The following is a 12,611-nucleotide window of genomic DNA, read 5'->3' as shown; positions in this document are numbered from 1 at the left end:
ACTTATTATGCGAGTTTATGTAGCACTAATTGCCCTTAGTCTTATTTGGGGACTATCTTTTGTATTTATCTCAATTCTAAGCGAGCCAGCAGGTGTATGGGGAACCGTTTTTATTCGCTGTACAGCAGGTGCTTTGCTGTTACTTCCATCGCTCTGGTTTAAGCGAAAAGATATCATAAAACCTGTTCCATGGAAAGCTTTATTAGTCGTTGGAGTGGTTAACGCAGGTTTGCCATGGGGATTGATAGCACTTAGTCAAACTCAAATTGACAGCAGTTTAGCGGCAGTACTTAATGCCTTTACACCTATATTTACTGGGTTAATGGGCTTGTTATTTTTTGGTTCGGTATTGTTAAAACAACAATGGATTGGCATAGCAACCGGCTTTATTGGGATTTTAATTATCATGAAATTTGATATTTCATTGTTATTTGGTGAGAGCTTTGTTGGAATTGGAACGATGATCTTAGCAACGATTTGCTATGGCTTTTCCTCTCATTACGCCCGGAGACATTTAAAAGATGCAGGAATTATTTTTGTCACAACATGTACATTGGTTGTTGGAGCTGTTTTTGGTGGGTTAATGATGCTTTTCACGAATACTAATCAATTACATACTCTTATACTAAATATAAACAGTGAAATATTATTTGCAATTATAGGACTTGGTTTCTTTGGTTCAGGCATTGCGCATTTACTATTTTTTTACTTGATGAAAAAAAGAAGTCCAGAATTCGCGACGTCTGTAACTTATTTAATTCCGATTTCCGCTATATTTTGGGGCTATTTTTTACTAAAAGAACCTATTTCAATTCAAATGATTATCGGTTTACTTATCATTTTATGTGGCGTCTATTTAACAACTCGTCCCAAACTCACTTTCCGTAAGTGAGTTTTTTTTTAGAGCTGATTCAGGTCGTATTGGACGGTAAATCTTCTGAACCATGAGCTAAAAAATGAAAGAGAAGATGATAAACACTATCTTCAAATAGGTTGTAGTACATACCGTATGATTGACAATATGAAAGACGCCAAATAGTGACAAAGTCACTTCATTCGGCGTCTTTTATTCTTGGGTTTTGGTGCTACAGGTTTGTAATTCCCAAGTCGATACTGTTTTAATACTTGTTTTTCAGCTGAAACCTAAATTAGTAAATTATTTTGCTCGAGTTTTTTGTAAGTTTAAAACTTTAGGCGTACGTGTTTTTAGTATAGTTTCTATACACTTGGCATATATAAAAATAAACATTCAACACAATAAATAAGCGAATAGATTTATTTGGGGGATAACTATAAAATCATCAAATTAATTTTTTACACGATCTAATGAGGGAGGAATCATCTTGAAAGTAAAAAAAATTATGCTCCTCTCAGTGATTGTTGTTCTCGCATTTCTGCCATTTTTAATGAACAAGAATCATCAACAAACGGCTATTGCAAATGTTGAATATGCCCAGCTCGGCAACAGCATAAATAAAATAATCCAAGATGAACGATTAGACGGTGCAACTACTGGTATCAGCATTCGAAAAGCAGCAACTGGGGAACTTATATATGACCATTTTGGTGATACTAGATTACATCCAGCTTCGAACATGAAACTACTTACAGCTGCGGTAGCTCTAGAAACACTTGGTGAGGAATATCGTTTCGTTACGGAAGTGTTAACGGATGGTCATGTAAAAAGTGGCGTGTTACAAGGAAACTTGTATTTAAAAGGTAAAGGAGACCCGACCCTTTTAACGGAAGATTTCGACCTCTTTGCACAGAAACTAGCTTCTAAAGGCATAAAAATTATTAACGGAAACTTAGTTGGAGACGACACATGGTACGACAATGTCCGATTGTCGCAAGATATCAACTGGACAGATGAATCGTACTACTATGCAGCCCAGGTATCCGCACTAACAGCATCCCCAAATGCGGATTTTGATGCAGGTACAGTAATTGTGGAAGCTCACGCAAATTCAAAAGTCGGAAAGGCAGCCACAATTAATGTAATGCCACCAACAGATATGGTGAAAATTATTAATCGTTCTAAAACGGTGGCGTCAGATGGAACAAAGACCGTCAAGATTGAACGTGAACATGGCACAAACAACATCGTTATTGAAGGTGTAGTTCCAGAAGGTGGAACCGTCACCCGTGAATGGATTACCATTTCGGAACCATCGTATTATGCACTTGATTTATTCGGAAAATCTTTAACAAAAAAAGGAATAACATTTGCAGAAAAGCCAAAACTCACACTTGGCAAAACACCAAGGAAAGCTCAATTACTAACATCAAAAAAGTCCATCACATTGAAAGAACTATTGATTCCCTTTATGAAACTAAGTAACAATTCCCATGCAGACATTTTGGCAAAAGAGATGGGAAAAGTGGTCTATGGGGAAGGAAGTTTTGAGAAGGGACTTCAAGTGATAGAAGAAAATTCTGCAAAACTAGGTTTGGATAAGGACATGATGATGATTCGAGATGCTTCAGGTATGTCACATATCAATTTAATTCCTGCAAATGAAGTAACAAATCTTCTCGTTTCTGTACAAAAAAAGCCTTGGTATAACACATTTTTAACATCTCTACCAGTCGCAGGTGTTAGTAAAAGATTTGTTGGAGGAACCTTGCGTAACCGTATGAAAATTGAACCAACAGTAGGTAATGTGAAAGCCAAAACGGGTACAATAACGGCAGTATCTGCGTTATCAGGCTATGCAACTACGAGAGACGGTGAGTTGTTGGCATTCTCTATCCTCATTAATAATGACTTATCAAAGGTGACGCCAATAGAAGATCAAATTGCGACGGCAATAGCGAGCTATACACATTTAAAATAATTAGTAGCTTCTCATATCAAAATATGGGAAGCTATTTTTACGTACATACATACAATACAAAGAGAAGGAGACTCCATGTTAACAGACAAACAATTAAACGATATTGAAACACTTCAAAAACAATGTGAAGTACATGATAACTTACAACTAAAACTAAATTGGGAAATGCTTCGAAAACGTGAATTAAATCAACTAGATTTTTTGTATTATGAACAGAATAAACTAATTGCATTTCTAGGGTTGTATGCATTTGGATCAACTGTTGAAGTATGTGGTATGGTCAGGCCAGGCGAACGTCGTAAAGGTCATTTTAATCGGCTGTTTCAGCAAGGAATGGAAAAAGCCAAACTTGAAAAGTACAAGAAAATCTTACTAAATGCACCTTCTGGAGCACAAGCAGCTAAAACTTTCTTAATACAACATGGAGCGTTTCTTGCGTTTACGGAACATCAAATGAAGTGGCAAGCAAAGGTTCTTGAAGCAGTTGAGGGGTTTACGCTGCGACACGCAACTACAGATGACCTAGATATGAGAGTTCGACTGGATGTCGAAGCTTTTGGTGTGCTAGAAGAGGATGCACAAGCGATGGAAAGCAGAATTAACAATGATGAAGATACCGATATGTTAATGATCGATGTAAATAATGAAACTATAGGGAAAATTAGAGTGAAGAGAGAAGATGGAGAGGCTTGGATATATGGTTTCTGTATTCTTCCCGACTACCAAGGAAAAGGAATTGGCCGAAAAGTACTAAGTAAAGTTGTCTCAGACCAAAGTGCATTAGGATACACCGTTCATTTAGACGTTGAAACAAAAAATGCACAAGCGTTAAAGTTATACGAATCTGTAGGGTTTAAAGAAATCCATGCACAGGACTACTATGTATACCAAAATAAAACCGACTATAAGTGAGTCGGTTTTGATAGTCATCTATTTTCAATTTGAAGCGCTATGATAAAGTTAGTGTAAAAGGACATTGAGGAGATGATTGTATGGATCGTTATTGGTTGAAGATAAAAGAAAGCATTTGGTTTATACCGACATTGTATAGTTTGTTATCAGTAGTTTTGGCAATCATTACCTCAACTATTGATCACTTTTTTGATAAAACATTATTATTGTATGTACCTCCTGTGTTACTGACGAGCGTTAGCCTAGCCCAAACAATATTAAGTGGGTTATCAGCAGCTTTACTGACAATGACGACTTTTACATTTTCCACAATTATGGTGGTGTTGATTACTTACTCTTCGCAATTCTCACCACGTACAATGAAAAATCTTGTGCGTGACCCAATGGTTTGGCGAGTGTTAGGTGTCTTTATGGGAGGCTTTATTTATACCACGTTATCGTTGTTATTTATGCAAGAATCGATTGTAGGAGATTCTGTTATATCGGGATTAATTGGCGTGTTGTATGCCATGATTTGCCTGATTTTCTTTGCTATTTTTATACATCATATTGCACAAAATGTACAAGTAAATACATTAATTGAAAAGCTGAAAATTGAAGGTATTGACGCAGTTGAATGCTATGAGGCTTTTTTGAAGCGTGAAGATATGACAACCCAAATGAATGATAATTGGACGATAAGAGGTACCGCTAATCCGATAACTGCTCGTAGTGATGGCTATTTACAATTAGTTGATATTGAACAACTTATTGCATTAGCGCAAAAACATAAAGGCAAAATCGAAATGAATTGTTGTATTGGAGATTTTGTTCAAAAAAACAGCCCAGTTGTAACGCTTTACACAAAGGACCAAATCTCTCTTCAAGAAGATGATGGTAAGCTTTTTGTTGTGGGTCGTGAGCGAGATACGAGGCAAGATCCAGTTTTCGCCATTCAGAAAATGGTTGAAGTGTCTCTTCGCGCCATATCACCAGGAATAAATGACCCGAACACGGCTATACATAACATACATCAATTAGGTAGGTTACTAGGTTCATATAGCCAACTTCCACGGAGAGACTTAATCTTTATGGATAAAGATAAATACTTGCGAGTGAAAATGAGCTTACACTCATTTGAAGCAGTGTTGTATCACACTTTTCACCAGCTAAGACATTATGGAAAAAGTGATATTTCTGTATTGGGCGCTATTACTGACTCACTAACAATGGCGGCTGAACGTGCACCACTAGAAAGTAAAAAAGATATTTGGACTATTCAATTGTATGTTATCGAAGGGATGAAGAATAGTGATTTCCAATCATTGGATCGCGTTTTCTATCAAAAGAAGATTGACAAGTTATCGAATCTGGTTGGAGAGCGATCGGTCAATTTACGATAAATTAACTTAGTCGATGAAGTATAATAATTTTTCATAAAAAATACGAAAGCATCGAGAAATCAGATGTTTTCGTAGGATTTATATTAATATTTTTTTAACATATTAGTCTTTTTCTCGGTGTTGTACTCAAGGACTTCATGAGAGGGGTCATAAGATTCACCATAAAAGTGTTCGTCTTTAAAAGTATGAATGTTTTCGTACGTCCATTTCATAGCCTTATAAATTTCTAATTCATCCTGATTAGCTGGTGACCAGTACAAGATTTCTAAAATGGTATTCTCACCAGTTGCGAGAGACCGTCTAATATAACCTATTCTAGAAGCATGTTGGAAATCTTCACGAGAATAAAACTTTAATCGTAATTCTGTATCCGTATCCTCATAATTGACTGGTTCTACTTCAAGTAATATAGGTTTGTTTTTTTCTTTTAACATATTTAATAATTTACGTCCTAATCCTTCACCACGTGCTTCTTTGGACACAAATAAATAATCCACAAAAACAAAGTTTTCAAACTCTACATACATTAAAACGTGTTTTGGACCTTCATCTTTTATATAAACATTACCTTTTTCAGCAAGTAGCGTTTCCATATGTTCTTTTGATTTCATTTCTTCGACTGGGAAATATTGATTTAATTTTTCATACCAATTCATGTTGACAGTCTCCTTTTCAAAATTGTATTTTGCCGGAGTTTTTTTGTGAAGTTGTAATAAGAGGATAAAAGTAGGCGAGAAAATCCTCGATTATATATTTACCCGTATTTCGTAAGGCTAAACCTTTTTTGAAATATTTTTTTTTTGATAAATACTTATTATCAAAATAACCTATAATAACAAGAAACATACATATGTAAGGACGTGAAAAATTGGCTAAAAAGCTTTGGTTTCAACTAGGAGTAGGGATAATACTTGCCTTAATTATTGTCAGGATGTTTATTGAAGTGAAAGGGATTTTTTCACCGCTTGTGATTATTGGACAAACAATATTCTTGCCTTTATTACTAGGGGGTATTTTATTCTACTTAACGAGACCAGCACTGGTGTTTTTAGAGTCTAGAAAATGGCCAAGGTGGACAAGTATATTGGCTATCTTTATTGCCATAACTTTTGCTTTATGGTTGTTCGTGGCTTTGATTGGTCCCGCCCTTACGAAACAGGTGAATGCCCTTGTTAATGACGCACCTGAACTCGTTATAGGCTTAGAAAACATAGCTGATTACATAATTGATCAAAAAAGCCGATTACCATTATTTATTGAAGAATCTATTGATGGTCAATCTGCAAATATTAATGAGACAGCACAAGGATTCGGTACTTGGGTAATTGAGATGGTCCAAAGTTTCTTACGAGGTTTATTTTTATTAGTATTGGTCCCATTTTTCCTAGTCTATTTATTAAAAGACCACGAAAAATTTGCACCGTTTATTGCGAGTTTCTTTAGAGGAGAACGTAAAACGTGGATTCGTAAGACTTTGAGAGACATCGATATTACATTGAAGTCTTACATTCAAGGTCAACTATTAGTTAGCATTGCTGTTGGAGTGATGTTGCTCATTGGCTATTTAATAGTTGGTCTTGAATATGCATTGATCCTCGCTGTTTTTGGAATGCTTATGAACGTCATTCCTTTCATTGGTCCATTTATTTCAGTAATTCCAGCAATTATCATTGGATATATTCAAGAGCCACAACTTGCCATTTATGTAGCTATTATTATGCTTATCGCTCAACAAATTGAGAGTAATTTAATTTCACCAAATGTAATGGGGAGAGTTCTGCATATACATCCATTAACAATTATTACGGTAATTTTAGCTGCAGGAAATATTGCTGGATTATGGGGAGTAATTTTATCAATTCCGACATACGCAGTCATTAAAACAATTGTAAAGAACGTATATGCGAGAGGCTCAGAAATTAAGGAAGCTGCAACAGCAACGGTAGAAGACGAGTGATACATGTCATACCTTATAGATGAATGAAAAATAGTGATTGTAAAAACCGGTCTCCCAATGTGAGAGACCGGTTTGTTTATTTAGGATACTGTTTTTTAATGATGTTTCGTTTTTTACTTTTTCACCATATTCACTAACATATGAGATAGAGCCTGCTGTTGATCTTTATCGCCAGACTTCCATAATTCCAGTAATAAATTTTCTTCACTGTTTTTTGGCTCTTCATTTTTTGCTAAATAGCCAGCCACTTTTTCAGCTGTCTTGGCCAATTGCTCATCACCAAGGCCAAATTTTTCACCCATTGCTACTTTATCGCCCAAATAAGATTTAAAGGTAGAAAAATTCGCTAAAATTTCATCCTTCATCTGAGGGCTAATGTTGTTTAACTCTTCTTGAACTTTACCTTGAATGTTTTCCATGTCTTAGACACTCTCCTTATTATATTCTTACTAATAGGATTGTCCAATTATCAAGAATCTAAAACATAGAAGTGCGCTAAATGTGTATTTTTTATTATTAAATTGGGCAAAAACCGCATTTTTGCAAACCAGGAACTTCTTTCGAAAAACAACAGGTAGTGCGTACGCAAGTGTTCAATAGTTGAGCTGGTTCAAGCCCTTTTAAATAGGTGTTGAACAAAGACTGTGAAGCTATTCCTTCCCACACTTCAATGGATTTTAATATCTCCAAATCAATACGGGATTGTTTAGCAGTAGAAGGATTGTTTAATAAAACTGAATAATGCCACAACAAAAAACCAAATACGTTTTCCCATAAAGTTATAGGAGAGACAGAAGAATGCTTGCGAATTTCTACAAGTAAAGAATGAATTTGTTTTAAAACTTTATGAATGATAGTGGTTCGAACTTCATTCTCAACATCGACGTAGTGGTTTTTATCAATATACATGCTGATGCCTTTATTTCCATACTCCACATTTGCACCAAATATTAAGTCTTCAAGTTCACCACCCCAAAATTCATCGTAAGTAGCTAACATGACAAATTGTGTCGAAGCAAACATTCCGTAGCGGCGCATCAGGTAGGAAGCGGCAACCGTTTTGTTATCAATTCCTGTAACTAGTTGAACAACTGACAAAAAGTCAATGTCTTGTAATTCTTTACGAGAGAATAATGGATGGGAAGGTGATGTTGTATACGTGCTATACATATTAAGTTGTCGGATTTGATCGTTCGTTAAAGTAGTCATGAGTTAAGTATACAGAATTATAATAAATAAAGTATTGACTTATGTAGTGATAATGATTATCATTATCATATTAACAAATAAATCTTTCTGAAAACTAGGGAAGAAACCATGTCAGCGACTTTTCTCCAAATCGACGCTGAGTAAACGCAATCTTAACCCCCTCATCGTTAAGTTGTGTTTTAAATTCAAACAGATCCATGCTTAATTGCATGGATCTGTTTTTGCGTTAGCATGGATATTTATTGGTTACTAATTAAAGACAGCATGGTGTCAGCATAAGCCGTTCAGTTTTGGATCACTTATTGCGAAATAAACGGTCAAATCGAATCCGTTTTAACACCAAAATATAACCCTAAATTGCGCTTCAATTCGAGGTGATTTTTTATGGGAAAATAACAAATTACTTCCAATTTTTAAAAGGTTATACTTAATGTTTATTATAAAAAATGGCTTTTTTAAAGGAAAAGGTTGCTTAATAGTTAAAGAATTAGGAGAGATGGGTTTCCTAATACCAATACTGGTACTGGATATTTATGTTAAAATGAGTATAAGATTTTGAAAGCTTTCACTTAAACTAACGAAGCAGTTTAGTTCAACTAGCAATATCAATTTGATAATTTAAATGACTCTGGGAATAATACACCTTAAGATACGTGGAGGTGTTAAAAAATGACTAAAACTATTCTTTTCTTGGCTTCTTTTATTACTTTTTCAACGGTATATGCAACTACAAGTGAAAAGCCTAGTCCTTATGAATAAATTTATCCTGAAATAGGATACCAAACCATTGAAGCAGCATTGGACGATTTTGAAAAACATTTTAATGAAAAATTAGAGCTTCCGCTTAGAGTACCACCGGTAAGCTTTACTCATTATTTTGGTAGGTTTAATGATTTAGATGGAGACGCTAATGACTCATTTGAAGTAACGTTGATAAATGAACAAATATCTGAAAATCATTATAAAATTGATGTTCGACCACTTAAGTATAAATTTCCTATTAGAGAGAAATACGTGATAAAAACATTGGAATTAAAGAGTGGGATTGTAGCCACTTATATGACATTTTCAGGCTTTCATTTGCTTGTCTTTGAAAGGGATAATTGGCAATACACATTAAATATTGATAAACGAGTTTCAAACAAAGTTACACCTGAGACATTAGTAGATATAGCTAACTCTATTGATTATTGAATTAACTTAAAATTTCACATTCAACTAAAGTGATACTTTACTTCAAGAAGAGGTAAAGCCTTTTGCTTATTGAACTAACGCAGCAGGTTAGCTCAATAAGCATTTTGAAAATTAATCAGAATAGGAGGGAAGGAATTGAAAAAACAATATTTTGTTCAATATTCCGATGATAGTACAATTAATTACTTTGCCATTCCAAAAGATATTTTTACATTTATTGATATTGGAATTAGAGGTATAGGAACCGATTTTATTTCCACGTTGGTTCAAAATATGTTCAGCTTTCCAATTTTCTTTGTTTTGGAATCCGATATTTTTGAAAACGGGAAAAGTGTCATTTCGGAAAGGAATATCCCTTCCTATAAATTCTCTTCTGACGGTTTTATTATTAAGATCAACTCGGTTGATACATTGGAAGCAATCTGTGATATATCGGTTGATTTAGCTTTGAATGGAATAAGCGTATTTATTTTCTATGGAGAAGGGCTTTATGAGGAGGATTTAGTTCCATCGAGGCAATGGAATAAACCTATTGAATTTAAAAATCTTGATTTTCAAAAGGTCGAAACCTTTATTGATTTAAGCGAGGTTGGACTTTTCTTATCTAGCAAAAACAATAAATTCAACTCCCCCAGAAAAGTTTCACACTATATATCCGCATCCTATTCACTTGATGTAGAGAACAGCGATATATGATGTAGAAAAGAATTTCAGAGCTACCAAATTCAACTTATAATATGATTGTGAATAAATTCACTTAAACTAACGGGTGCTTCAGTAAGGAGTGAAGCCTTTTTTCTTATTGAACTAAATGGCAGGTTAGTTGAACAAGCAAAATATATTTTTGATAATTTCAACTGGAAAATTCACTTAAAAATGGATCCTCAATTCGTTTCAAACGTATTAAAGGAACGGGGCTGGAGGGAATTATATGTTTAAAACAATTTTATTTTTTATTGTAGTGATTGCATTCTATGTTATTTCGTTTTGGCAATATAAAAATCCAACTAAGCTATTCGTTTGTGGTTTCAACCAGCATATACTGAGGAACCTAAAGTAGATGAGGCATATGTAAGGCGTTCCCTTATAATAAGAGGGATTTTCTTCACTTTGGCATTTATCGTAATAATTGTTTTGACATTAGTTATATAGTTATTTTCACTAACGAGGTGCGTTGATCCAAGAAGGATTAACGCATTTTTTGTTGAACTAATTGTACTAACGCGGCAGTTTAGTAAAATGTGGATTTAAATTTGGGGGAATTATAGTGAAATATACGGGCATCTTTATTGGACTTTTTATTTTGTCATTCATTATTTTTAATTTAGTAGGGCTGATAACTGGTGCAACAACAAACGAAGAAGAAATGGTGGCTATAATTGTTGTCAGTATCCAGAACGTGGCAATTATTACTTTACTAATTTATATCGCACAAAAGCTAGGAAAAAATAAGGGTTCGCAGTAATATGTTATTTCAAGAATAGGTCTCTTTTTCTTCTGGAATTAAAGGGGCAGGTTAGTTGTAAAACTTCTTAAACCGTAACAATAGAAATGATGTGATTTAAAAGGAGAGTGGATATGAAGAGACCTTTTGGAGTTTCATTAATTAGTTATTTTTATATCTTTGGGGCAATCGTTTTATTATTTACTGCTGTTTTTTATAATGCTGATGCTAATTCCATTGGTATTGCTGAGAGGTTTGGTATGCCAAATGTGTCTGAACGACTTATGAGGGTAATAGTGGCTATCTTCTCATTGGTAATGGTGTATGGCTATATAAGACTGAGAAAATGGGGCTTTTGGTTAGTAGTAATCTATTCAATATTTTTTGGATTAATAAGTTCCTCTTTGATATCAAATCAATCACAACAGCCATTTGTTGGAAATATGATTTGGTCAATTATTATTTTGGCTTACACACTCTATGTGAAAAAGGCATTCTTCACAGATAGCTCTCAGCAATAGGAAGTCCCTTTATTTCTACAAATGCTAATATTTCTTATTGAACTAACGGGTGAGTTGATCCAAGAAGGATTTAACGCATTTTTTGTTGAACTTATTTTACTAACGCAGCAAGTTAGTGCAATAAGGAATTAGGCTTATGGCGAAAAACATACAATTTAAATTGGGAGGAGTTTAATGAAAAGATTTTTAAATCTAAATACGGTATATATTGTTGCAGTAATAATAGTTCTTGGTGTTTTGTTCATACCTCGAGCAGTGGATATATACAATCTTCGGACACAGGGGATAAATTATTTTACTAATGACATTGAAAGTTATCACAATAATGCACACCCTATTGAAGGAGAATATACAATCGAGATTGATTTAAATAATTTGGAGAATAACAAAGGAAAAGTGCTTTTTGATGATGGAGAAAACCAAATTTATGTGTGGAAAGTAATCTCTCATAATACTAATGAATATGAATTGTTCTTTAGGTCAAGTGGAAGTTCTAGTTTAGGTGGTGCAACAATAATATCAGGTGTTGAACACAAACATAATAATGATGGTTTAATAAGTAAATTTCAAGCGAAAGCAAAAGCAACGTATAGAGGTGATACTTATAAATTAAGTCCTTCTGAATATTCAGGCTTAAACTACAGTGATGTAGATGAGTTTGGTTTTTATCTGGAGTTACCAGAAGAGTTAGTTCCTGATTTTGAAGAAGAAGGAATGATTGATGTAGCAGTTACAAACTTATATATAAATTTATGGGCAAAGAAATCATTTTGAACTAACGAGGTGCTTTAGTAAAAACGGATAGCCAAATAAATGAGCTTGGAGATACATCTCCAAGCTCATTTATTAATAAAAAATCAACAAATTACTTTACCATAGCCTAATAAAATAACAGAGTATTGGGGAGTTGATGGAAGAGAAAAACATAAGCCCTTGTAACTCCCGAACTACAGCTGTAAAACCTTTTTCTGACATGTGTAGAGCAGAAGTGAATCTCTATTTTGTTGGTTATTCAACTGTAATTCATCACTTGTGAACTACTTATATCTATATCTATAAATACCTTTCACATGTAGACCACATTCTTGTTCATCATATCAACGTTGAATATATGAGGATGTGTTTCCCTAAATGACTACAGCCATGAAAAAGTGA

At 34.3% G+C, this 12,611-nt stretch carries 13 protein-coding genes; 10 read left to right on the top strand and 3 right to left on the bottom strand.

The window, feature by feature from the left end:
* Positions 1-7 precede the first annotated feature (7 nt).
* The 4 genes from C406_RS0109165 to C406_RS0109150 all read left to right on the top strand — a co-directional run bounded on the left by C406_RS0109165 (position 8) and on the right by C406_RS0109150 (position 5,131).
* Complete coding sequence (locus C406_RS0109165; protein ID WP_017380314.1) at positions 8-892, top strand: DMT family transporter; 885 nt, start codon at positions 8-10, stop codon at positions 890-892.
* 451 nt (positions 893-1,343) lie between these two features.
* Positions 1,344-2,837 carry a D-alanyl-D-alanine carboxypeptidase/D-alanyl-D-alanine endopeptidase gene (dacB, locus tag C406_RS0109160; RefSeq protein WP_017380313.1) on the top strand — a complete coding sequence of 498 codons (1,494 nt, stop codon included), beginning with the start codon at positions 1,344-1,346 and terminating at the stop codon, positions 2,835-2,837.
* 75 nt (positions 2,838-2,912) lie between these two features.
* Entirely contained in the window at positions 2,913-3,749 is an 837-nt protein-coding gene (locus C406_RS0109155) for a GNAT family N-acetyltransferase (protein WP_017380312.1), read from the top strand.
* Positions 3,750-3,829: 80 nt separating this feature from the next.
* Positions 3,830-5,131, top strand: a complete 1,302-nt coding sequence (locus C406_RS0109150) for a DUF2254 domain-containing protein (protein ID WP_017380311.1) — start codon at positions 3,830-3,832, stop codon at positions 5,129-5,131.
* A gap of 83 nt (positions 5,132-5,214) precedes the next feature.
* Here C406_RS0109150 and C406_RS0109145 read toward each other — a convergent pair whose 3' ends face one another.
* Complete coding sequence (locus C406_RS0109145; protein WP_017380310.1) at positions 5,215-5,787, bottom strand: GNAT family N-acetyltransferase; 573 nt, start codon at positions 5,785-5,787, stop codon at positions 5,215-5,217.
* 212 nt (positions 5,788-5,999) lie between these two features.
* Here C406_RS0109145 and C406_RS0109140 point away from each other — a divergent pair, with 212 nt between their 5' ends.
* Positions 6,000-7,088, top strand: a complete 1,089-nt coding sequence (locus tag C406_RS0109140) for an AI-2E family transporter (protein WP_017380309.1) — start codon at positions 6,000-6,002, stop codon at positions 7,086-7,088.
* 113 nt (positions 7,089-7,201) lie between these two features.
* On the opposite strand, the gene C406_RS0109135 is transcribed toward C406_RS0109140, so the two are convergent.
* Both C406_RS0109135 and C406_RS0109130 read right to left on the bottom strand, forming a co-directional pair.
* Positions 7,202-7,507 carry a DUF3243 domain-containing protein gene (locus C406_RS0109135; RefSeq protein ID WP_017380308.1) on the bottom strand — a complete coding sequence of 102 codons (306 nt, stop codon included), beginning with the start codon at positions 7,505-7,507 and terminating at the stop codon, positions 7,202-7,204.
* A 97-nt stretch (positions 7,508-7,604) separates the two neighbouring features.
* A complete protein-coding gene (locus tag C406_RS0109130; RefSeq protein ID WP_017380307.1) occupies positions 7,605-8,297 on the bottom strand; it encodes a hypothetical protein in 693 nt (230 codons plus the stop codon).
* A 798-nt stretch (positions 8,298-9,095) separates the two neighbouring features.
* Between C406_RS0109130 and C406_RS19435 the strand changes: the two genes are divergently transcribed.
* From C406_RS19435 to C406_RS0109090, 5 genes are all read left to right on the top strand, one after another.
* Positions 9,096-9,491: a hypothetical protein gene (locus tag C406_RS19435; protein ID WP_017380304.1), complete on the top strand. Its 396-nt coding sequence runs from the start codon at positions 9,096-9,098 to the stop codon at positions 9,489-9,491.
* A gap of 135 nt (positions 9,492-9,626) precedes the next feature.
* Positions 9,627-10,187 (top strand): hypothetical protein, encoded by a 561-nt coding sequence (locus C406_RS0109115; protein ID WP_017380303.1) that lies wholly within the window; start codon positions 9,627-9,629, stop codon positions 10,185-10,187.
* A gap of 571 nt (positions 10,188-10,758) precedes the next feature.
* Entirely contained in the window at positions 10,759-10,956 is a 198-nt protein-coding gene (locus C406_RS0109105) for a hypothetical protein (RefSeq protein WP_017380301.1), read from the top strand.
* Between the two features lie 113 nt (positions 10,957-11,069).
* Positions 11,070-11,456, top strand: a complete 387-nt coding sequence (locus tag C406_RS0109100; protein ID WP_017380300.1) for a hypothetical protein — start codon at positions 11,070-11,072, stop codon at positions 11,454-11,456.
* 174 nt (positions 11,457-11,630) lie between these two features.
* A complete protein-coding gene (locus tag C406_RS0109090; protein WP_017380298.1) occupies positions 11,631-12,230 on the top strand; it encodes a hypothetical protein in 600 nt (199 codons plus the stop codon).
* Positions 12,231-12,611: the final 381 nt, after the last annotated feature.

It is taken from the genome of Paenisporosarcina sp. TG-14, from assembly GCF_000297555.1.
GTDB classification, from domain to species: Bacteria; Bacillota; Bacilli; order Bacillales_A; family Planococcaceae; genus Paenisporosarcina; species Paenisporosarcina antarctica.
Note: the sequence above shows the minus strand (reverse complement) of the source record. Positions and strands in the feature narration are given on the sequence as shown.